17 protein-coding genes and 2 tRNA genes are annotated in these 21,545 nt (G+C 59.6%); 2 read left to right on the top strand and 17 right to left on the bottom strand.

Features of this window, described 5'->3' with window-relative positions; genetic code table 11:
* Window positions 1-58: 58 nt before the first annotated feature.
* Complete coding sequence (locus AC56DI_RS03310; RefSeq protein WP_496344931.1) at window positions 59-2,095, bottom strand: oxidoreductase; 2,037 nt, start codon at window positions 2,093-2,095, stop codon at window positions 59-61.
* 315 nt (window positions 2,096-2,410) lie between these two features.
* Between AC56DI_RS03310 and AC56DI_RS03305 the strand changes: the two genes are divergently transcribed.
* Window positions 2,411-3,448: an AraC family transcriptional regulator gene (locus AC56DI_RS03305; protein WP_496344930.1), complete on the top strand. Its 1,038-nt coding sequence runs from the start codon at window positions 2,411-2,413 to the stop codon at window positions 3,446-3,448.
* Window positions 3,449-3,672: 224 nt separating this feature from the next.
* On the opposite strand, the gene AC56DI_RS03300 is transcribed toward AC56DI_RS03305, so the two are convergent.
* The 16 genes from AC56DI_RS03300 to leuC all read right to left on the bottom strand — a co-directional run bounded on the left by AC56DI_RS03300 (window position 3,673) and on the right by leuC (window position 20,413).
* Window positions 3,673-3,749 (bottom strand) — tRNA-Asp (locus tag AC56DI_RS03300).
* A gap of 35 nt (window positions 3,750-3,784) precedes the next feature.
* Window positions 3,785-3,860, bottom strand: a tRNA-Val gene (locus tag AC56DI_RS03295).
* Window positions 3,861-3,983: 123 nt separating this feature from the next.
* On the bottom strand, window positions 3,984-5,195 hold the full coding sequence (locus tag AC56DI_RS03290) for an O-succinylhomoserine sulfhydrylase (protein WP_496344929.1): 1,212 nt from the start codon (window positions 5,193-5,195) through the stop codon (window positions 3,984-3,986).
* A gap of 31 nt (window positions 5,196-5,226) precedes the next feature.
* On the bottom strand, window positions 5,227-6,732 hold the full coding sequence (gene purF, locus AC56DI_RS03285; RefSeq protein WP_496344928.1) for an amidophosphoribosyltransferase: 1,506 nt from the start codon (window positions 6,730-6,732) through the stop codon (window positions 5,227-5,229).
* 74 nt (window positions 6,733-6,806) lie between these two features.
* A complete protein-coding gene (locus AC56DI_RS03280) occupies window positions 6,807-7,319 on the bottom strand; it encodes a CvpA family protein (protein WP_496344927.1) in 513 nt (170 codons plus the stop codon).
* A 67-nt stretch (window positions 7,320-7,386) separates the two neighbouring features.
* Window positions 7,387-7,974, bottom strand: coding sequence for an SPOR domain-containing protein (locus AC56DI_RS03275; RefSeq protein ID WP_496344926.1), 588 nt, complete (start codon window positions 7,972-7,974; stop codon window positions 7,387-7,389).
* The gene (gene folC / locus AC56DI_RS03270) at window positions 7,958-9,265 is read right to left on the bottom strand and encodes a bifunctional tetrahydrofolate synthase/dihydrofolate synthase (RefSeq protein WP_496344925.1); all 1,308 of its coding nucleotides are present in this window, start codon (window positions 9,263-9,265) and stop codon (window positions 7,958-7,960) included. The genes AC56DI_RS03275 and folC overlap by 17 nt, the downstream gene beginning before the upstream one ends.
* Window positions 9,262-10,146, bottom strand: coding sequence for an acetyl-CoA carboxylase, carboxyltransferase subunit beta (gene accD / locus AC56DI_RS03265; protein ID WP_496344924.1), 885 nt, complete (start codon window positions 10,144-10,146; stop codon window positions 9,262-9,264). Before accD ends, folC begins: the two co-directional genes overlap by 4 nt.
* A gap of 172 nt (window positions 10,147-10,318) precedes the next feature.
* Entirely contained in the window at window positions 10,319-10,939 is a 621-nt protein-coding gene (locus tag AC56DI_RS03260; RefSeq protein WP_496344923.1) for a phosphoribosylanthranilate isomerase, read from the bottom strand.
* Window positions 10,940-10,984: 45 nt separating this feature from the next.
* Window positions 10,985-11,851, bottom strand: coding sequence for a tRNA pseudouridine(38-40) synthase TruA (gene truA, locus AC56DI_RS03255; protein WP_496344922.1), 867 nt, complete (start codon window positions 11,849-11,851; stop codon window positions 10,985-10,987).
* A 3-nt stretch (window positions 11,852-11,854) separates the two neighbouring features.
* Window positions 11,855-14,722 carry a motility hub landmark protein FimV gene (locus AC56DI_RS03250; RefSeq protein WP_496344921.1) on the bottom strand — a complete coding sequence of 956 codons (2,868 nt, stop codon included), beginning with the start codon at window positions 14,720-14,722 and terminating at the stop codon, window positions 11,855-11,857.
* Window positions 14,723-14,875: 153 nt separating this feature from the next.
* The gene (locus AC56DI_RS03245; RefSeq protein WP_496344920.1) at window positions 14,876-15,886 is read right to left on the bottom strand and encodes an aspartate-semialdehyde dehydrogenase; all 1,011 of its coding nucleotides are present in this window, start codon (window positions 15,884-15,886) and stop codon (window positions 14,876-14,878) included.
* A 100-nt stretch (window positions 15,887-15,986) separates the two neighbouring features.
* A complete protein-coding gene (gene asd / locus AC56DI_RS03240) occupies window positions 15,987-17,099 on the bottom strand; it encodes an aspartate-semialdehyde dehydrogenase (RefSeq protein WP_324521697.1) in 1,113 nt (370 codons plus the stop codon).
* Window positions 17,100-17,155: 56 nt separating this feature from the next.
* On the bottom strand, window positions 17,156-18,238 hold the full coding sequence (gene leuB, locus AC56DI_RS03235) for a 3-isopropylmalate dehydrogenase (protein ID WP_422589139.1): 1,083 nt from the start codon (window positions 18,236-18,238) through the stop codon (window positions 17,156-17,158).
* An 89-nt stretch (window positions 18,239-18,327) separates the two neighbouring features.
* Window positions 18,328-18,975, bottom strand: coding sequence for a 3-isopropylmalate dehydratase small subunit (gene leuD / locus AC56DI_RS03230; RefSeq protein ID WP_496344919.1), 648 nt, complete (start codon window positions 18,973-18,975; stop codon window positions 18,328-18,330).
* 10 nt (window positions 18,976-18,985) lie between these two features.
* On the bottom strand, window positions 18,986-20,413 hold the full coding sequence (leuC, locus tag AC56DI_RS03225) for a 3-isopropylmalate dehydratase large subunit (protein ID WP_496344918.1): 1,428 nt from the start codon (window positions 20,411-20,413) through the stop codon (window positions 18,986-18,988).
* 196 nt (window positions 20,414-20,609) lie between these two features.
* Here leuC and AC56DI_RS03220 point away from each other — a divergent pair, with 196 nt between their 5' ends.
* Window positions 20,610-21,521 (top strand): LysR family transcriptional regulator, encoded by a 912-nt coding sequence (locus AC56DI_RS03220; protein WP_496344917.1) that lies wholly within the window; start codon window positions 20,610-20,612, stop codon window positions 21,519-21,521.
* Window positions 21,522-21,545: the final 24 nt, after the last annotated feature.

The following is a 21,545-nucleotide window of genomic DNA, read 5'->3' as shown; positions in this document are numbered from 1 at the left end:
CTCCTTATTGTTCTAGACCCCATAGCAAACGCCCCGCACTAGGCGGGGCGCTGCTCGATCAAAGTTCGGCCGCGAGGCGTGAGCCTTGATTGATGGCACGCTTGGCATCCAGCTCGGCCGCCACATCGGCGCCACCAATCAGATGCACGCTTTGCCCGGCAGCCACCAGGCCATCCTGCAACTCACGCAGAGGGTCCTGACCGGCACAGATGATCACCGTATCCACCGGCAGCACCTGCGGCTCACCATCGGCAATGCGGATATGCAAACCGGCCTCGTCAATCTTCAAATACTCAACACTGTTGAGCATTTGCACGTTCTTGTTCTTCAAGCCTGCACGGTGAATCCAACCGGTGGTCTTACCCAGACCGTCGCCCACCTTGGACTTTTTGCGCTGCAGCAGGAACACCTTGCGTGCCGCCGGATGGGGCTGTGCTTGTACGCCAGCAACACCGCCGCGAGCCTCCAGCTGGGCATCGATGCCCCACTCCTTCCAGAACGCTTCACGGCTGAGGCTGGTGGCCTCGCCCTGGTGAGTGATGAACTCGGAAACGTCAAAACCAATGCCGCCCGCGCCAATCACGGCAACCGTCTGACCGACCGGCTTGCGCTGCAGTATAGCGTCCAGATAGTTGATGACCTTCGGGCTCTCGACACCTGGAATCTCAGGCGTGCGCGGAGCGATACCGGTCGCCAGGATGATTTCATCAAAACCGCCAGCAACCAGATCATCGACACTGACACGGGTGTTCAGACGCAGATCAACGCCGGTGGTTTCCAGCTTCCGCTTGAAGTAACGCAGGGTTTCAAAGAACTCTTCCTTGCCCGGCACTTGCTTGGCCACGTTGAACTGGCCGCCGATCTCGCTGGACGAATCGAACAGGGTAACGCTGTGGCCACGCTCGGCCGCCACAGTGGCCGCCGACAAGCCTGCTGGGCCAGCACCGACCACCGCGACTTTCTTCACCTTGGTGGTGGCGATGTAATTCAGTTCGGTCTCGTGGCAGGCACGCGGGTTGACCAGGCAGCTGGTCAGTTTGCCGCCAAAGGTGTGGTCCAGGCAGGCCTGGTTACAGCCGATGCAGGTGTTGATTTCATCAGCACGGCCTTCAGCCGCTTTGTTGACGAACTCTGGGTCAGCGAGGAACGGACGCGCCATGGAGACCATATCAGCGTCACCTTCGGCCAGCACCTGCTCGGCGATTTCCGGCGTGTTAATGCGGTTGGTGGTGATCAGCGGAATCTTCACCTCGCCACGCAACTTTGCAGTGACCTTGGTGAAGGCAGCGCGCGGCACCTTGGTGGCAATGGTCGGGATACGCGCTTCGTGCCAGCCGATGCCAGTGTTAATAATGGTCGCACCGGCCGCTTCAATGGCCTTGGCCAATTGCACGATTTCTGCCCAGTCGCTGCCACCGTCCACCAAATCAAGCATCGACAGGCGATAGATAATGATGAAGTTAGGGCCTACGGCTTCACGCACACGGCGGACGATTTCCACCGGCAGGCGCATACGGTTCTCGTAGCTGCCGCCCCAGCGATCGGTACGGTGGTTGGTGTGGGCAGCGAGAAACTGGTTAATGAAATAACCTTCCGAGCCCATGATCTCGACGCCGTCGTACTCAGCCTGCTGAGCCAGGCTGGAGCAGGTGACGAAATCTTGAATCTGCTTCTCGATACCCTCTTCGTCCAACTCATGGGGTTTGAACGGGTTGATCGGTGCCTGAATGGCACTGGGTGCGACCGACTTCGGGCTGTAGGCATAACGCCCGGCGTGCAGGATCTGCATGCAAATCTTGCCATCGGCTTCGTGTACCGCACGGGTCACGATCTTATGCTTTTCAGCTTCTTCAACCGTGCTCAACTTGGCGGCACCGGAATACACGCCACCTTCCACGTTCGGGCCAATACCGCCTGTCACCATCAGGCCCACGCCACCGCGGGCGCGCTCGGCAAAGTAAGCGGCCATGCGCTCGAAACCACCCGGCTTCTCTTCCAGCCCGGTGTGCATGGAGCCCATCAGGGTGCGGTTACGCAAGGTGGTAAAACCCAGATCCAGCGGAGCCAGAAGGTGCGGGTAGTGAGCAGCGGTCATAGAAACTCCACAACAGGCAGTGTATTCACGGAATAGTTGTCGCCCTAAGACTGGGCGGCAATCGGTTATGTGCTGACAATAAAGAGCGCAGCCATGGCCCTCAATGATCATAAATTACAACTTAATGATCAAATCAAACAGCGGCGCTTGGCATTACACCCCCATCGCCCTAACCTAAGCACAACTGAAATCAGTCGTCATTGAACCCAACCGATCGCTGCGGGCTCTCTGATCACAGGCACTGACAGCGCAGCGATCCATGCGCAGCAGCAAGCGCCCACCCAATACCCGCAACCGGCCCAATACCTGACAACCATGAATAACGTCCGAGTGCGCCTTGGCGACCTTTCCGTCAGCTTTGTCCACAGCCTGAGCGACAGCCTGCTGGCGCTTGGCTACGACCCCCAGCCGCTGCTCGATCAATTTGGCCTCGACGCTGCACGCCTGGCAGAACCCCGCGCACGCTTGTCGATCCCGCGCTATATGCGCCTCGGCCACACGGCCATTCAATTAAGTGGTAGCCCTCACCTGGGGCTGCTGATGGGTAAGCACGGGCGCCTCAGCCATGCAGGCTTGGCTGGAGTGACTGCAGCACAGGCGCCGACTGTGCGTGAGGCCGCACGGGCACTGATCCGCTTTGAGCCGCTGTACGCATCCAATTATCGCGGCAGCTCCAGCTTCCATGAGGATGCCCAGGGCGCATGGCTGCGGTTCTATTCAATCAGCCCGTACAACGCCTACAACCGCTTCGTGGTCGACTCAGTGCTCTCAACCTGGGTCCAGCAGTTGAGCAATGTGGCGCATCAGCCCATCCACGCCGACAAAGTCTGCATTGAGTTTGCCGCGCCCAACTATGCCCAGCATTACAGTGAGATTTTTGGCGCCCCGGTGGAGTTTTCAGCCGGTATCAACCAACTGCACTTGAACCAGAGCAGCCTGGCCCTGCGCAATCCACAGCACTGCCCGAGCACCTGGCGACACCTGCTAGAACTGTGCGAGCGAGAGCTGCAACACCTGACCCGCACCCGCAGCCTGCGCGAACGCATCACTCAATTGCTGGGACCGATGCTGCATGGACGCGAGCCGGACATGGGAGAGATTGCCGCACGCCTGCAGATACCAACTTGGACACTGCGGCGCAAATTGGCCGAGGAAGACACGCAATTTCGCGCCATCCTCAACGATACTCGACGGGATCTGGCCATCGCCTACATTCGCGATACGGAACTGGCATTTGGCGAGATTGCCTATTTGCTTGGCTTTGCCTCGGCCGAGGCATTTCAACGCGCATTCAAGCGCTGGAGCACGCAGACACCGGGCGAATTCAGACGCCAACAGCGCCTAGCGGGTTAGAGCTCGGTCGCATCTTCTGCCGGCTCAAGGGGCAGCCATTCGGCCGCGTTGTGCTCGAGGATTTCTTCTTGATAATCATCCATGGGGAGTTCTCCTGTGTGTAGGGTTTCAGTCTACTCAGACCTTGCCATACACAATAAAGATCCCAAATGAACAAAATATGACTGAAAAAATCGACACAAAAGAAAAACCCCCAAGCATTTCTGCTTGAGGGCTTTCAAATATGGCGCAGCGGACGGGACTCGAACCCGCGACCCCCGGCGTGACAGGCCGGTATTCTAACCGACTGAACTACCGCTGCGCGTCGGCCGGACTTTCGTCCGAATTCGCAAGACTTGGTGGGTGATGACGGGATCGAACCGCCGACCCGCTGCTTGTAAGGCAGCTGCTCTCCCAGCTGAGCTAATCACCCAGTGCCTTGCGAGGTGCGTAATTTACTTAGGAGACGACTCTAAGTCAATACCCTGATTGAAGTTTTTCTTTAAACAGAGATTTTTACACACGCCATCACAGCCCTAGACCATGACTACGACAATTACAGTGCAGCCAAACCTCGGGCCAAATCAGCTTGCAGATCGACCACGTCTTCCAGCCCAATCGCCAGGCGAATCAGGCTGTCACTGATGCCCGCCGCCGCACGATCTTCCGGTGACAGGCGACCATGGGTCGTAGTCCCCGGATGGGTGATGGTGGTTTTGCTGTCGCCCAGATTGGCCGTGATGGAAATCAGTCGAGTCGCATCAATAAAGCGCCAGGCTGCCTCCTTGCCGCCCGCCACTTCAAAACTGACAACCGCACCGAAACCCGTCTGCTGACGTTTGGCCAGCTCGTGCTGCGGATGGCTAGGCAAGCCCGCGTAGTAAACCCGGCTCACGCCCGGCTGCTGCTCAAGCCACTGAGCCAGGGCTTGCGCACTCGCACAATGGGCTTGCATGCGCAGACGCAAGGTCTCCAGCCCCTTGAGAAATACCCAGGCATTGAACGGACTCATGGTTGGCCCTGCTGTGCGCAAGAAACCCACCACTTCCTTCATCTGCTCGGCACGCCCCGCGACCACACCACCCAGGCAACGACCCTGACCATCGATAAACTTGGTCGCCGAATGGATAACAATGTCAGCCCCCAACGCCAATGGCTTTTGCAGCACCGGGGTACAGAAACAGTTATCCACCACCAGCCAGGCTGCTTTGGCGTGAGCCAGCTCGGCCAAGGCCGCGATATCGACCAACTCAGCCAGCGGATTGGATGGTGATTCGACAAACAGCAACTTGGTGTTGAGCTTGAACGCCCGCTCCCAGGCCGCCAGATCCGTCAGCGGCACATAGTCGACTTGGATACCGAAACGCTTGAAGTACTTTTCAAACAAGGTCACGGTGGCGCCGAACACACTGCGCGAAACCAGAATATGGTCTCCCGCACTGCACAGCGCCATGACACTGGCCAAGATCGCCGACATGCCGGACGACGTGGCAACCGCCTGCTCCGCCCCTTCAAGGGCAGCAATGCGCTCTTCGAAAGCACGCACGGTCGGGTTGGTGTAACGCGAATAGACGTTACCCGGCACGTCGCCGGCAAAACGCGCTGCGGCATCAGCCGCCGAACGGAATACATAGCTGGAAGTAAAGAACAGCGGCTCACCGTGCTCGCCTTCAGGTGAGCGGTGCTGTCCGGCGCGCACGGCCAGGGTATCGAACGCTACGCCGTCGAGGTCGCTGTCCAGCCGACCAGCATCCCATTCCTGACTCATGCCGCCCACTCCTTAACCTTCAAATTGTTGATCAGTTGTTGTACAGATCGATGATGGCGCTGACCGCCTGAGTCTTGACCTTGGAGGCATCGTTGCGCGCCTGCTCGATCTTGCCCAGGTAAGCCTCATCAATATCGCCCGTCACATACTTGCCATCGAAAACAGCACAATCGAAATTCTCGATCTTGATCTTGCCGCCACCGACCGCCTCAATCAGATCCGGCAGGTCCTGATATACCAGCCAGTCAGCTCCGATCAGGTCAGCAACATCTTGAGTGGTGCGATTGTGCGCAATCAGCTCATGGGCGCTGGGCATGTCGATGCCATACACGTTGGGATAACGCACTGCCGGGGCTGCCGAGCAGAAATAGACATTCTTGGCGCCTGCTTCACGCGCCATCTGAATGATCTGTTTGCAGGTAGTGCCGCGCACGATTGAGTCGTCCACCAGCATCACGTTCTTGCCACGGAACTCGAGCTCAATGGCATTGAGCTTCTGCCGTACAGATTTTTTCCGCGCGGCCTGTCCCGGCATGATGAAGGTGCGACCGATATAACGGTTCTTCACAAAACCTTCGCGAAACTTCACACCCAGGTGATTGGCCAGCTCCAGCGCCGACGTGCGGCTGGTATCCGGAATTGGGATGACCACGTCGATATCGTGCTCAGGACGCTCGCGGAGAATTTTCTCGGCCAGTTTTTCGCCCATTCGCAGGCGCGCTTTGTAGACCGAAATACCGTCGATGATCGAGTCCGGACGCGCCAGGTAAACGTGCTCGAAGATGCAGGGATTCATCTGCGGATTAGTCGCGCACTGACGGGTGTGCAGCTTACCGTCTTCGGTGATGTACACCGCTTCGCCTGGAGCCAGGTCGCGAATCAGGGTAAAGCCAAGCACGTCCAGAGACACGCTCTCCGAGGCGATCATGTACTCAACGCCTTCATCGGTATGGCGCTGACCGAAGACAATCGGGCGAATTGCGTTCGGGTCACGGAAACCGACGATGCCGTAGCCAGTGATCATCGCCACCACCGCATAGCCACCACGGCAACGGTTATGCACATCGGTCACTGCGGCAAACACGTCCTCTTCGGTCGGCTGCAACTTGCCGCGCTGCGCCAGTTCGTGGGCAAACACGTTGAGCAGCACTTCGGAGTCGGAGTTGGTGTTGACGTGACGCAGATCAGACTCGTAGATCTCTTTGGCCAGTTGCTCAACGTTGGTCAAGTTACCGTTGTGCGCCAAAGTGATGCCGTACGGCGAGTTGACATAAAACGGCTGAGCTTCGGCAGAGGTTGAACTGCCCGCAGTTGGGTAACGCACGTGGCCGATACCCATATGGCCAACCAGGCGCTGCATGTGGCGCTGATGAAAGACATCACGCACCAGGCCGTTATCCTTGCGCAGAAACAACCGGCCATCATGGCTAGTCACAATACCGGCAGCATCCTGGCCGCGGTGCTGGAGGACGGTAAGCGCGTCATACAGCGCTTGATTGACGTTCGACTTACCGACGATACCGACGATGCCACACATGTGACGCAACCCCTGCTAGTAGTTCAGGCTAATTCTGGACGTGAGCGGCGATGCTCGCGTCCTTATACGACGCATCAGCTCGGCGAGCTGAGGCCGCTGGCGAGCCACTGACCGGCCGTCCCCAAAATGAGGTTTTTCGACCAGTCTGCGACCATCAGAAAATGCGGTAGCAGACTCGACTGCTGCCACCAAGGATCTTGTTGCACCGGGGCCAAGCTCAGCAGTCCAGTGAGAACCACCACCAGCAAGGCGCCGCGAGCACCACCGAAAACCATCCCGAGAAAACGATCCGTGCCGGACAAGCCCGTCACACGGACCAGTTCACTGATCAGAAAATTAACCAACGCGCCGACCAGCAAAGTCGCCACAAACAGAATGGCACACCCAGCGATCACTCGCGCCGAGGGCATGTCAATGAAGTCGGTAAGGTGCTGCGACAGTGCTCCGCCAAACATCCAGGCGACCACACCAGCAATAATCCAGGTGACCAGCGACAAAGCCTCCTTGACGAAGCCCCGCTTCAAACTGATCAAACTGGAGATAGCGATAATGGCGATAATCGCCCAATCAACCCAAGTGAATGCCACTGTGCGGCCTGCATACGGAAAAGGCGCTGCATTTTAACAGAGCCGCCCTCTCTCGGTAAGCGCTGGATCAGCCTCGCTCAGGCTGAAAACGCACCACGAAGCCATTGAGCTTCTGCAGTCGCGTCAATTGATCGCGCAAACGATCGGCCTCGGCACGCTCAATCACCGGCCCGACAAACACCCGATTCATCCCGTCAACATTGCGGATGTAGGCGTTGTAGCCCTTGCCGCGCAGGGTCTGCTGCAAGCTCTCAGCACTGGCCCGATTGGACAGGCTGGCCAACTGCACCGACCAACTGACAGCCAAACCATTGGCATCCAGACGACTGACGGGCGGTGGCGTGATGGCTGGCACAGCAGTGGACTTGGCCACTTCAGGCTCAGCGGCTACCGGCGCCTCGACAACCGGCGCGCCCGCATCAGGGCCCACGCCTGGCACCGGCTCCTGCGGCAAGTCCTCAACCTGCGGCACACTCACCGGATCCAGCTCAGCACTGGGCATCGCTGGGGATTGCGGCATGGCCGGGGCATCCACCACCACACGCTGCAATTCATCCTCACGAGAAAACAGCATGGGTAGAAAAATCACTGCCAGCGCCACCAATACCAGTGCGCCGACCATGCGTTGCCGCAGTCCCTTATCCAGCAAAGCCATTGCTTGCTTCCTCTTGGGCGCGCAAGGCCAACCATTCCAGGGCCTCGGCTACGCAATAAAAAGATCCGAACACGAGGATTTCATCCCCCTCCGCCGCCTGCTCGCATTGCGCTTCGAGCGCCGCAACCACAGTGGGATAACTATCAACCTTCGCGCCAAAGCCCAACAACGCCGCCTGCAATTCCAGCGCAGGTCGCGCGCGTCCGGTCGGCAGCGTGGTCACAGCCCAACTCTGCAGCTCCGACAATAAAGGCTGGAGGACACCCGGCAAGTCCTTATCCGCCAAAAGACCAAAGACGGCCAGCCGCTGCCCCACTACAGGGCGCGATGCCAAGCGCTGCGCCAGGTAGTCAGCCGCATGCGGATTATGCCCAACATCCAGCAAGACTGTCAGAGTCTTGCCTTGCCACTGCAGCGCGCGCCGATCCAAACGGCCAACCACACGGGTAGCAAGCAGCGCCGCGGCAATGTGCTCAGGCTGCCAAGGCAATGCCAACAGGGCATAGGCCTGCACTGCCAACGCCGCGTTTTCCAGCGGTAAATCAAGCAAAGGCAGGTCGTGCAACTCCAACACTTCGCCCTGCCCGTTCAGGCCGCGCCAGTGCCAGACAGTGTCGTCTTCGGCCAGATCATAATCACGCCCACGCAGGAAGAACGGGCAATCCAACACCGCCACGCGCTGCAACAGCGGCACTGGCGGGTCAAGATCACCACAGAGCGCAGGCTTGCCGGCGCGCAGAATGCCAGCCTTTTCAAATGCCACCGATTCACGGCTGTCGCCCAGCCAATCACCATGATCCAGGCCGATGCTGGTCACCAACGCCAAGTCGGCATCCACCAGATTGACCGCATCCAAGCGACCGCCCAAACCGACCTCAAGCACGACCGCATCCAGCCCGGTCTGCTCGAACAGCCAGAGCGCTGCAAGGGTGCCCATCTCGAAATAAGTGAGGGAAATGCTGCCGCGCGCCGCTTCAACGGCCGCAAAGGCAGTGCACAGGGCGGCATCATCAACATCCACACCCGCCACTCGCACGCGCTCGTTGTAGCGCAGCAAGTGTGGCGAACTGTAGACCCCAACCTTAAGACCCTGCCCTCGCAGCAAGGCCTCGATAAACGCGCAGGTCGAACCCTTACCATTGGTGCCGGTGACGGTAATCACCAACGGCGCCGGCTTACCCAAACCCAACTGATCAGCGACCTGACGGACACGCTCAAGCCCCATATCAATGGCCGAAGGGTGTAACTGCTCGAGATAGCTCAGCCAATCGGCCAGGGTGCGAGTATTCATGCCGTGACAGGAGCTTCCGTCGGTGCCGGCAAGCGCATCATTTGCGCCAACAGCCGCGACAACCGTGGGCGCAGCTCTTCACGGTGAATGATCATGTCGATGGCGCCGTGCTCCAAAAGGAACTCGCTGCGCTGGAAGCCTTCCGGCAGCTTTTCGCGCACGGTCTGCTCAATGACGCGCGGCCCGGCAAAGCCAATCAACGCCCGCGGCTCAGCCACGATCACATCGCCCAGCATGGCCAAACTGGCCGACACACCGCCGTAGACCGGGTCGGTCAGCACCGAAATAAACGGCACACCCTCCTCCCGCAGACGCGCCAGCACGGCCGACGTTTTCGCCATCTGCATCAAGGAAATCAGCGCTTCCTGCATCCGTGCGCCACCGGAGGCGGCAAAGCACACCAGCGGGCAACGCTGCTCAAGGGCCACATTGGCGGCACGCACAAAGCGCTCACCAACGATGGCGCCCATGGAACCGCCCATAAAATTGAACTCAAAGGCACAGGCCACGACTGGCATAGCCTGCAAGGTGCCGCGCATTGCGATCAGAGCATCTTTCTCACCGGTCTGCTTTTGCGCGGCCAGCAAGCGATCCTTGTACTTCTTGCTGTCGCGAAACTTCATCCGGTCAACCGGCTCAAGCTCCGCACCGATTTCTTCGCGGCCATTGGCGTCGAGAAAGATATCCAGCCGCGCACGCGCGTTAATGCGCATGTGGTGGTTACATTTCGGGCAGACATCCAGGGTCTTTTCCAGCTCAGGGCGATACAGCACGGCCTCGCAGGACGGACACTTGTGCCAAAGGCCCTCAGGCACCGAACTCTTTTTGACTTCGGAACGCATGATCGAGGGAATCAGCTTATCTACCAGCCAGTTACTCATGCTTCGTTTCTCCAAAACGGTTGGCTCGGACGGATGGGCAGCCTAGCCGCCAACACCCTTGAGCGAATTCACGATTGCAGCTTCATGGACGGCCAACGCCTGCCGGCCGTCACATGGAGAAACCGATGACGATAACGGCTGCAAGATACTCATCCATCAGCAACGACCGCTCTCAAACCCGGCCGACTGCCTGCATAAAAGCACGAATCTTGGCGGCATCTTTAATTCCTTTGCCCGCCTCTACGCCGCCACTGACATCCACCGCATAGGGGCGCACCTGTTCGATGGCCGCCTGCACATTGGCCGCTGACAAACCACCAGCCAAAATCACCGGCTGCGGCAAGCCACTGGGTACCAGGCTCCAGTCAAAAGCCGCCCCCGTGCCGCCCGGCACACCCGACACATAGGTATCGAGCAAAATTCCGCGAGCCTTGGCATAAGGCGCCGCCAACTGGGCGATGTCATCGCCTGGCTTTACCCTTAGGGCCTTGATGTAGGGCCGCTGATAAGACTCACACTCGGCAGGCGACTCATCGCCATGGAACTGCAACAGATCTAGGGCAACGCCCGCGAGAACGCCGTTCAACTCCTCGCGACTGGCATTCACAAACAGGCCAACCGTCGTCACAAAAGCAGGCAAGGCCGCAACGATATCGCGCGCCTGCTGGATAGACACCGCACGTGGACTCTTGGCGTAAAACACCAGACCGATCGCATCAGCGCCCGCTTCGGCGGCGATCAATGCGTCTTCTATGCGGGTAATACCGCAGATCTTGCTGCGAACGACGGACAAAATACCGGCTCCTAGTGGATGTCAGGCATGGTAGCAAAGGCGCTTCTAGGCGTCAGCCATGATATCCGGCAGACCCGAAAGGAAATGCGGCCCGAGATAACGCACCGGCAACTCAAACTCCGGGGCATATTCGACCTGAACCAAATAGAGACCATAAGGATGCGCCGTCACTCCACCAGTGCGACGCACACGGTTTTCCAACACTTGCGCAGCCCACTCAACCGGGCGTTCCCCGGCCCCGATGGTCATCAGCACCCCGGCGATGTTGCGCACCATATGGTGAAGGAACGCGTTGGCGCGAATATCCAGAACGATGAAACGGCCAAATTCCTGCAGATGCAGGTGATGAACCGTTTTGATCGGTGACTTGGCCTGACACTGGCGCGCGCGAAAGGCACTGAAGTCATGGGTACCCACCAATGCCGCTGCGGCCTCACGCATACGCGACACATCCAGCGGCCGGTGATTCCAGGTCACTTCTTCGGCCATGTGGGCAGGACGAATCTGGTCGTTATAAATCACATAGCGGTAACGCCGGGCCCGCGCACTGAAACGCGCATCAAACTGCGCCGGCATGAATTTGGCCCAGGCCACGCTGATGTCGCCAGGCAAGTTCATATTGGCGCCCATGACCCACGCATGCAGGCTGCGCTCAACCGTGGTGTCGAAATGCACCACCTGAGCACTGGCATGCACCAATGCATCGGTACGTCCCGCACAGCTGAGGGTTACCGGCGCACCGCCGGCCACTTTCGACAAGGCCTTCTCGAGGGTTTCCTGGATCGAAGGCACGCCTGCACGCTGACGTTGAAAGCCACGGTAGCGCGAACCTTTGTATTCAATACCCAGGGCGACTCTGAAAATGCCAGCGGCAGCCATCTCGGCTGCCGCTGTAGGTGTTGCTTCAGTCATGGATCAAGTTAAACCGGCGAGCAGCTCGCGAGCTTCCTGTTGTTGGGTGTCATTACCTTCGGCAACTACTTCATCGAGAATGTCACGAGCACCTTCGGTGTCGCCCATATCGATATAAGCACGCGCCAGGTCCAGCTTGGTGGCTGCCTCATCCGTGCCGGAAAGGAAATCGAAGTCATCATCGCCATCCAGCCCGGTCGCCAGCGAATCACCAAGGGCAGGCGCTTCAAGATCAAGCAGGACATCGTCATCGCTTTGCTGCAAGTTCACCGCCAGATCATCCAATTGCGCTGTGACCTCATCGAGCTGCGCGGCGAAGCTGTCGGTACTGGCAGCCACTGGCTCTTCTTCAGCCAGCGACAGATCAAAGTCGACCGGCAAATCAAATTCAGTCGCAGCCGCTTCACCAGGTAACTCCAAGCTCAACTCGGACAACTCATCAGCAGCTGCAGGCGCGGCCGGCTCATCTTCGAGATCAAGAAGGAAGTCTTCGTCGTCCTCTGCCACAGCTGAAGTATCGGACTCCAGATCCAAGCTGAAGTCAGCCAAATCATCCGCAGACTCGAGGCTCAACTCCGCAGTGGCGGCAGGCTCATCCATGTCCAGATCCAGATCAAAGCCCAGATCATCGTCAGCCTCAGAGCTCGCTGCAGCCGTTTCAGGCAGATCAAAGTCGCCGTCCAGGCTCAGCTCGGCAAACGCATCATCAGCCTTGGGAGTAGCAACAGCATCCAGGCCATCGTCCAGCTCGGCGCTCAGCTCATCAAGACTGAGATCGAAGGCATCATCAAGATCCCCGGCAGCAGGTTGTGTAGTGGGCTCTTCCAATTCGAGGTCATCGAGATTGAAAGCATCCAACTCGTCATCCATGTTCAGCGCCGCAGCACCCACAACCGCCGCCGCAGCCATAGCCGGGTACTTGGCATTGATTTGCTCAAGGTCCGCGTTAACCCCACCAATTTCACGCAATTCACGTTCTTGACGGGCAAAGCCATCGCGATCACCCAGCTCTGCCTGAACCTCCATCAGTTTCAGGCGAAGATCACTGCGCTGGGGCTCGTCATTAATGGCGTTCTGCAGCAGCTCTGCAGCCTGATTGAAGCGACCGTAAGCGATATAAATATCGGCCTCGCCGAGCACATCCGCAGTTTGCGCGGTCACAGGTGCGGAAGCTTGTTCTGCGTCCAGGTCTGTTTCAACAGGATCAGCATCCAAGCCATCAAAACTGCTTTCTGGCAATTCAATATCGCTCTCAAGCGACTCGTCTGCGTGCTCATTGAGGCTGTTCTGTAGTTCGGTCTCTTTCAACGCATTGCGACGCGACAGCACCATCAAGCCCACGAGAAGCGCCAGCAAGGCACCACCACCGGCCAAGCCAAGCGCCAACGGATTAGCCAGCAAGTCACCGATGAAACTGTCCGATTCAGGCTCAGCAACCGGTGCAGCGACCGGAGCAACCTGAACCGGCTGCACAGGCTTGGCGGCTACAGGGGCTGGCTTTTTAACCTCAGCCGCAGGGGCCGGCTGAACAGCAGCAGGTTTGGCTGGCTCTTCGCTGTAGTTAAAATCTGTCGCAGGAGCCGTAGCAGGCGCCACTGGCGCAGCAGGTGCAGCCTCTTTGGCAGGTGCAGGTGCAGCGGCGGCCGGGACAGCCGGAGCAACAGACGCGGCTTTAGCAGGGGCAGCAACCGGGGCAGCAGGTTCCGCAGCGACCGGGGCTGCCACTTTACCTTTAGCTGCCAGATCAGCCTGCAATTTGGCCAGTTGATCATCTTTAAGCTGAATCAGGCGCTGCAGTTTATCCAACTGACTTTGCAGATCGGTCATCCGACCTTTCAGCTCGGTATTCTCGCGACGCGTGGAGTCGAGGCTCTCCTTGGTAACGGCCAGCTTCTCTCCCAAGGCCTTGCTGTCGCCATCGGCACCTTTGTCGTTGCCCGCTTTGGCCTTGCCAGCATCGGCAGCCACCAATTGCAGGCTGTCCTGACTTTCGGTCTTCGCTGGCGCAGCACCCGCAACGCTTCGCTTGGTCGCATCCAGCTGACGACTGCCAGTGGCGGCAATGCTACGGCCTTCGCGCCAGGCTGCATTCTGCTCAGCCACCTGCGCAATCGCCTCGGCCGGCGAACGAGTGGTGATCTGCTGTTCATTGGGCAGACGCAGAACCTGACCACTTTTCAGGCGATTGATGTTGCCACCGATAAACGCCTGCGGATTCAGCTCCTGGATGGCCAGCATGGTTTGATGCACGGAACCACCCGGCACCCGACGGGCAATTTCCCACAAGGTATCGCTGGAGGTGGTTTTGTATTCGTTGCTATCGAGCTTGGCCGGGGCGGCAGCTACCGGAGCCGGACGACTGACTGGCGCAACAACCGGTTGCGGGGCACGTACCGGGGCCGCCAAGGGACGCGGCGCCGGAGCAGCAACTGGCATCTGCGGCGCAGCAGCGGCAGTGGTTTGCGGCGAGTAAAGAGGCGGATCGAGCAGCAGCGTGTACTCACGCAGCAAACGACCGCTCGGCCAGAGCACTTCAACCAGGAAGTTCAGGTAAGGCTCGCGCACCGGCTTACTCGAGGTCACACGGATCACGCTCTTGCCGTTGGGCTTGAGCACGGGCGTGAACTTGAGATCGGTGAGGAAGTACTGGCGGTCAACGCCGGCTTTGGTGAAGTCTTCCGGCGTAGCCAGGCTCGGGATCAACTCGCCGGACGCCAGATCGCGCACTTCCAACAATTCAATTTCTGCCACCAAGGGCTGGTTCAGCGCCGACTTCAGAGAAACCTCTCCGAGCCCCAGCGCATGCGCCATACCGGAGGACAGCGCCGAAGCAGCTGCAATTGCCAGCACCAGTTTGCGAACCCGAACCATAGCGTAATCCCTTGTTTTATCTTTTTTTCTCGAAATTCGAGATGGGTCTTGAATCACTGCCTGCGTGCGCCTTGCGGCGATTCCCCAACAGCGACCAGCCAAGCCAGTATTGCCAAGCTAGAAAGATTCTTCAAATCTAATGGTAAGTATCTTTTACAGATAGTGTTTTATCAACAACTCGGCTATTTGCACAGCGTTCAGTGCGGCGCCTTTTCGCACATTATCAGACGCAATCGACAAAATAACTTCGCTCGGATCATCCAGACCACAGCGCAGCCGACCCACATAGACTTCATCCTGGCCAATAGCATCGGCCGTGACCGTTGGATAGTCACCCCGCTCAACCATTTCAACCCCTGCGGCGGCCTCAAGCGCGGCGTTGAGCGCAGGCAGATCCACGTTGCTCGCTGTTTGCAGGGACACGCTCAAGCTGTCGCCAAAAAACACCGGCGCCAGCATGCAGGTAGCCGACACTTTCAAGTCCGGCTGATCTAGCACCTGCTTAAGCTCTTCGACAATGCGACGCTCGTGCAACACATGCCCGGCATCATCAGCAGCGCCCACCTGCGGGAACAGATTGAAGGCGATCTGCCGGTCAAAGAACTGCGGCTCCAGCGGACGTACGTTGAGCAACTCAGCCGTCTGCCGTGCCAATTCACTCACACCCTCACGCCCCTGACTGGACACCGACAGGCAAGCCGTCAGGGTGATGCGCTGCATTTGCAGCAACGCGAGCACCGGCGCCAGAACACAGGCCAGGGCGGCGACACTGGGGCTTGGGCTGGTCAACTGATAAGGCGCCACCAAGGTTTTGAGCACGTCGCCATTGGCCTCCGGCACCACCCGCGGCGCCTGCTCAAGGGGCAAACCGCCGCTTAAATCGATCACACTGCAACCGGCCGCTCGCACCTTATCGGCATAGCTACGGGTGATTTGCTCACCGGCGGCAAAAAACGCCAGGCGCACCGTACTGAAGTCGAAGGCATCCAAAGCCCGCACGCGCAGATTTTTGCCTTTGAATGGCAACGATTGCCCGGCCGACTCGACGCTGGCGAGCAGGTGCAGGTTGGCTAACGGGAAGTCGCGCTCTTCGAGCAATTGCACGAGGGTTTCGCCGACGGTGCCAGTGGCGCCGATCACGGCGATGTCGAAAGATTGGCTCACGGAATAGACCTCAGGCGAAACGGGGAGCGGCACTGTAACCGCGCCCCCGCGCCCAAGCAATTTTAAAGCGCCGAGCGAGCCACTCTCGACGCTTACAGGCTTAACGCTCCAGCAGGATGCGCAGCATGCGGCGCAGCGGTTCGGCGGCACCCCACAACAGTTGGTCGCCAACCGTGAAGGCACCGAGGTACTGCGAACCCATATTGAGTTTGCGCAGACGCCCCACTGGCACGCTCAGGGTGCCGGTCACCGCAGTTGGCGTAAGCTCGCGCATGCTCAGCTCGCGCTGATTCGGCACCAGCTTGACCCACGGGTTGTGCTGACTGATCAGCTGCTCGATGTCAGCCATCGGCACATCTTTGTTCAGCTTGATGGTCAGCGCCTGGCTGTGGCAACGCATGGCACCGATGCGCACGCAGAAGCCATCCACCGGAATCGGGCTCTTGTTACGACCGAGAATCTTGTTGGTCTCAGCCTGGCCCTTCCACTCTTCACGGCTCTGGCCGTTAGGCAGTTCCTTGTCGATGTAGGGGATCAGGCTGCCGGCCAGCGGCACGCCAAAGTTTTCGGTCGGGAAGGCTTCGCCACGCATGGCTTCGGCCACTTTGCGGTCGATGTCGAGAATGGCGCTGGCCGGGTTGGCCAGGTCATCCGCCACAGCGGCGTGGGTAGCGCCCATCTGCTTGATCAGCTCGCGCATGTTCTGCGCACCGGCACCGCTGGCCGCCTGATAGGTCATGGCGCTCATCCACTCGACCAAACCGGCCTCGTACAAGCCGCCGAGGGCCATCAGCATCAGGCTGACGGTGCAGTTACCGCCAATGTAGTCCTTGACGCCGGCATCCAGCGACTGGTCGATGACCTTGCGGTTCACCGGATCCAGCACGATCACCGAAGCATCAGCCATGCGCAGGGTCGACGCCGCGTCGATCCAGTAGCCTTGCCAGCCGGCTTCACGCAGTTTGGGGAAGACTTCGCTGGTGTAATCACCACCCTGACAGGTGAGGATCACGTCGAGGCTTTTCAGCTCGTCGATGCTGTAAGCGTCCTTCAACGGCGCTACGTCTTTACCCACTGCCGGGCCTTGGCCACCGACATTGGAGGTGGTGAAGAACACCGGTTCGATCAGGTCGAAATCCCGCTCTTCCAGCATGCGCTGCATGAGCACCGAACCGACCATACCGCGCCAACCGATCAGACCTACGCGTTTCATACCACTACACCTTCAATAGAGAGTTCAGTCCGCGGCCGGGCCGCGGAGCGAAGAGATTACAGATTGCGCAGGGCCGCGACTACCGCATCACCCATGCCAGCCGTACCGACCTTGGTCATGCCCGGCGAGTAGATGTCGCCGGTACGCAGCCCTTGATCCAGCACCAGGCTGACGGCCTGCTCGATGGCATTGGCGGCAACCACTTGGTTGAAGCTGTAACGCAGCAGCATCGACACCGACAAAATGGTCGCCAACGGGTTGGCAATGCCCTGCCCGGCGATATCCGGCGCCGAACCGTGGCACGGCTCGTACATGCCCTTGTTGTTGGCATCCAGGGAAGCCGACGGCAGCATGCCGATGGAACCGGTAAGCATCGAGGCCTCATCGGACAGGATGTCGCCGAACATGTTGTCGGTAACCATCACGTCAAACTGCTTCGGCGCCCGCACCAGCTGCATGGCGGCGTTGTCGACATACATGTGCGACAGCTCGACGTCAGGGTAATCCTTGGCCACTTCCTCGACCACGGCGCGCCACAACTGGCTGGAAGCCAGCACGTTGGCTTTGTCCACCGAGCACAGCTTCTTGCCGCGCACACGGGCCATGTCGAAGCCGACGCGGGCAATCCGGCGCACTTCGCTTTCGCTGTACGGCAGAGTGTCGTACGCCATGCGCTCGCCGTTCTCCAGCACCTTGCTCTCACGCGGCTGGCCGAAGTAGATGCCGCCGGTCAGCTCACGCACGATCAGGATATCCAGACCGGCCACCACTTCCGGCTTGAGCGACGAAGCGTCGGCCAGTTGCGGATAGAGAATCGCCGGACGCAGGTTGGCAAACAGCCCCAGTTGCGAACGAATTTTCAGCAGGCCGCGCTCCGGGCGCAGGGCCGGCTCGATTTTGTCCCACTTCGGGCCGCCCACGGCGCCGAGCAGAATGGCATCGGCGGCACGGGCGCGCTCGAGGGTTTCATCCGCCAGCGGCACGCCGTACTTGTCGTAAGCGGCGCCGCCCAGCTCATCAAAGCTCAGCTCGAAGCCCAGGCTGTATTTGTCGTTAGCCAGCTCCAGCACCTTGACGGCTTCGGCCATGATTTCCGGGCCAATACCGTCGCCAGGGAGAATCAGAATCTGCTTGCTCATTGCATTCCTCACTTATTCAGCAAGGCCCGGTATTTTCGTCACCGAACCTCTGTCCGGCGGGTTACGGCCTGGGGCCTAACCCACCCTACTTACTTGATCGCGCCGAACAACCAAGGGTTGCTCTGCTGGTGGTGGGTTTCGAAAGCCTTTATCGCATCGCTGTCCTGCAGGGTCAGGCCGATGTCGTCCAGGCCATTGAGCAGGCAGTGCTTGCGGAAGGCATCCACTTCAAAGTGGTAGACCTTGCCGTCCGGACGGGTCACGGTTTGCGCCGCCAGATCAACGCTGAGCTGATAGCCCTCGCACGCCTCGGCCTGCTGGAACAATTCATCAACTTCGGCCTCAGTCAAGATGATCGGCAACATGCCGTTCTTGAAGCTGTTGTTGAAGAAGATGTCGGCATAGCTCGGCGCGATTACCGCGCGAAAGCCGTACTCTTCCAGCGCCCAGGGCGCGTGTTCACGACTGGAGCCGCAACCGAAGTTCTCCCGTGCCAGCAGCACGCTGGCGCCCTGATAACGCGGAAAGTTCAGCACGAAGTCTTGGTTGATCGGGCGCTGCGAGCAATCCTGGCCCGGCTGGCCGACATCCAGATAACGCCACTCATCGAACAGGTTCTGGCCAAAGCCGGTGCGCTTGATCGACTTCAAGAACTGCTTGGGGATGATCTGATCGGTGTCGACGTTGGCACGATCGAGCGGAGCCACCAAGCCACTGTGTTGGGTAAAAGCTTTCATCTACTCGTCCTCAGGCCTGGGTCAATTCGCGCACATCAATAAAGCGCCCGGTTACCGCGGCGGCCGCCGCCATCGCGGGGCTGACCAGATGGGTCCGCCCGCCGGCGCCCTGACGGCCTTCGAAGTTGCGGTTGGAGGTGGACGCGCAATGCTCGCCACTGCCCAGTTTGTCCGGGTTCATCGCCAGGCACATGGAGCAGCCCGGCTCACGCCATTCAAAACCGGCCTCGATAAAAATTTGATCCAGACCTTCGGCTTCAGCTTGCGCTTTGACCAGACCGGAGCCTGGCACCACCAGCGCCTGCTTGATGGTGCTGGCAACCTTGCGGCCCTTGGCCACGTCGGCGGCGGCGCGCAAATCTTCGATCCGCGAGTTGGTACAGGAGCCGATAAACACCCGGTCCAGCTGGATCGAGGTGATCGCCTGATTGGCCGTCAAGCCCATGTATTTCAGCGCGCGCTCAATCGAACCACGCTTGACCGGGTCGACTTCGGCCGCCGGGTCCGGCACCTGCGCATCCACCGGCAAAACCATCTCAGGCGACGTGCCCCAGGTGACCTGCGGCTTGATCTGCGCAGCATCCAGCTCAACCACAGTGTCGAAATGCGCATCGGCATCGGACACCAGGTCAGCCCAGGCCGCCACGGCCTTGTCCCAATCTTCGCCCTTGGGTGCAAAGGTGCGACCTTTGACGTAGGCGACGGTTTTTTCGTCCGCGGCGACCACACCCACACGGGCACCGGCTTCGATGGCCATGTTGCACAGGGTCATGCGGCCTTCCATCGACAAGTCGCGAATCGCGCTGCCGGCAAACTCAAGGGCATGACCGTTGCCACCGGCGGTACCGATCTTGCCGATGATGGCCAGAACCACGTCTTTGGCGGTCACGCCGAACGGCAACTGGCCTTCGACGCGCACCTGCATGTTCTTCATCTTTTTGGCCACCAGGCACTGGGTGGCGAGCACGTGCTCAACCTCCGAGGTGCCGATGCCATGGGCCAGCGCGCCGAACGCGCCGTGGGTCGAGGTGTGCGAGTCACCGCAGACCACGGTCATCCCCGGCAAGGTGGCGCCCTGCTCCGGGCCGACCACGTGAACGATGCCCTGGCGGCTGTCGTTCATCTTGAATTCGAGGATGCCGAAGTCATCGCAGTTCTCGTCGAGGGTCTGCACCTGCAGGCGCGACACTTCGTCGGCGATGGCTTCCAGGCCGCCCTGGCGCTCGGCCTTGGTGGTCGGCACGTTGTGGTCCGGGGTGGCGATGTTGGCGTCGATGCGCCATGGCTGGCGGCTGGCCAGACGCAGCCCCTCAAAGGCCTGCGGCGAGGTCACTTCGTGGAGGATGTGCCGGTCGATATAGATCAGCGACGAACCATCATCGCGACGCTTTACCTCGTGCGCATCCCAGAGCTTGTCGTACAGCGTTTTGCCGGCCATGGGTCAGTCCTCATCATCAGGCGTGGTCTGTTCAGGGGCGGCTCACACACTCACCCCTGGCTATGCCGCAAATGCTATGACCTCAAGCAAAATAACTCAAATTCATTCTTTTTATACTTTGGATAACCAGCAGGAATAGCTTTAAGCTGAGGTTATAACCCCCCCTAGCGAAACACCCCTCTTAACCGGAGCGCCCATGGACCTGGCCAGCCTGAATGCCTTTATCGCCATTGCCGAAACCGGCAGTTTCTCCCTGGCCGGTGAGCGCCTGCACCTGACCCAACCGGCCATCAGCAAACGCATCGCCGGGCTGGAACAACAATTGAAGGTGCGCCTGTTCGATCGCCTCGGCCGCGAGATCAACCTCACCGAGGCCGGCCGTGCGCTGCTGCCCCGCGCTTATCAGATTCTCGGCGTGCTGGACGACACCCGCCGCGCCCTGAGCAACCTCAGTGGCGAAGTGACCGGCCGACTGACCCTGGCCACCAGCCACCACATCGGCCTGCACCGCCTGCCGCCCTTGCTGCGCGCCTTTACCCGCGCCCACCCCCAGGTGGCCCTGGATATTCAGTTTCTGGATTCCGAGGTGGCCTATGAAGAGGTGTTGCACGGCCGCGCGGAACTGGCCGTGATTACCCTGGCCCCAGAAACCCGCGAGCCGGTGCGCGCCGTGGGCGTGTGGGACGACCCGCTGGACTTTGTCGCCGCCCCCGAACACCCTCTGGCGTGTATCGGCCCGGTCAGCCTGGCCGACGTTGCCCGCCACCCGGCAGTATTTCCCGGCGGCAATACCTTCACCCACCATATCGTCCGCCGGCTGTTCGAAGCCGAGGGCCTGACGCCGAATATCGGCATGAGCACCAACTACCTGGAGACCATCAAGATGATGGTTTCCATCGGCCTGGCCTGGAGCGTACTGCCGCGCACCATGCTCGATGAGCAGGTGGCCCGCCTGCCCCTGGCCGGCATCCAGCTGCACCGCCGTCTGGGCTACATCCTGCACAGCGAACGCACCCTATCAAATGCAGCCAAAGCCTTTATGGCCCTGCTGGACGCGCAGGCCGACCTTGCACCGACAGAGGGCAACCGGCTACCTTCATTGCCATAAGAAGAACAACACGGTTAACCGCCG

This window comes from Pseudomonas sp. BGA-UO-ETr-WB11, from assembly GCF_059567785.1.
Note: the sequence above shows the minus strand (reverse complement) of the source record. Positions and strands in the feature narration are given on the sequence as shown.

Coding starts and splice junctions, on each gene's coding strand:
- AC56DI_RS03310 (WP_496344931.1), bottom strand. CDS start 2,095: ATGACCGCTGCTCACTACCCGCACCTTCTGGCTCCGCTGGATCTGGGT.
- AC56DI_RS03305 (WP_496344930.1), top strand. CDS start 2,411: ATGAATAACGTCCGAGTGCGCCTTGGCGACCTTTCCGTCAGCTTTGTC.
- AC56DI_RS03290 (WP_496344929.1), bottom strand. CDS start 5,195: ATGAGTCAGGAATGGGATGCTGGTCGGCTGGACAGCGACCTCGACGGC.
- purF (WP_496344928.1), bottom strand. CDS start 6,732: ATGTGTGGCATCGTCGGTATCGTCGGTAAGTCGAACGTCAATCAAGCG.
- AC56DI_RS03275 (WP_496344926.1), bottom strand. CDS start 7,974: ATGGCTTTGCTGGATAAGGGACTGCGGCAACGCATGGTCGGCGCACTG.
- folC (WP_496344925.1), bottom strand. CDS start 9,265: ATGAATACTCGCACCCTGGCCGATTGGCTGAGCTATCTCGAGCAGTTA.
- accD (WP_496344924.1), bottom strand. CDS start 10,146: ATGAGTAACTGGCTGGTAGATAAGCTGATTCCCTCGATCATGCGTTCC.
- truA (WP_496344922.1), bottom strand. CDS start 11,851: ATGACTGAAGCAACACCTACAGCGGCAGCCGAGATGGCTGCCGCTGGC.
- AC56DI_RS03250 (WP_496344921.1), bottom strand. CDS start 14,722: ATGGTTCGGGTTCGCAAACTGGTGCTGGCAATTGCAGCTGCTTCGGCG.
- asd (WP_324521697.1), bottom strand. CDS start 17,099: ATGAAACGCGTAGGTCTGATCGGTTGGCGCGGTATGGTCGGTTCGGTG.
- leuB (WP_422589139.1), bottom strand. CDS start 18,238: ATGAGCAAGCAGATTCTGATTCTCCCTGGCGACGGTATTGGCCCGGAA.
- leuD (WP_496344919.1), bottom strand. CDS start 18,975: ATGAAAGCTTTTACCCAACACAGTGGCTTGGTGGCTCCGCTCGATCGT.
- leuC (WP_496344918.1), bottom strand. CDS start 20,413: ATGGCCGGCAAAACGCTGTACGACAAGCTCTGGGATGCGCACGAGGTA.
- AC56DI_RS03220 (WP_496344917.1), top strand. CDS start 20,610: ATGGACCTGGCCAGCCTGAATGCCTTTATCGCCATTGCCGAAACCGGC.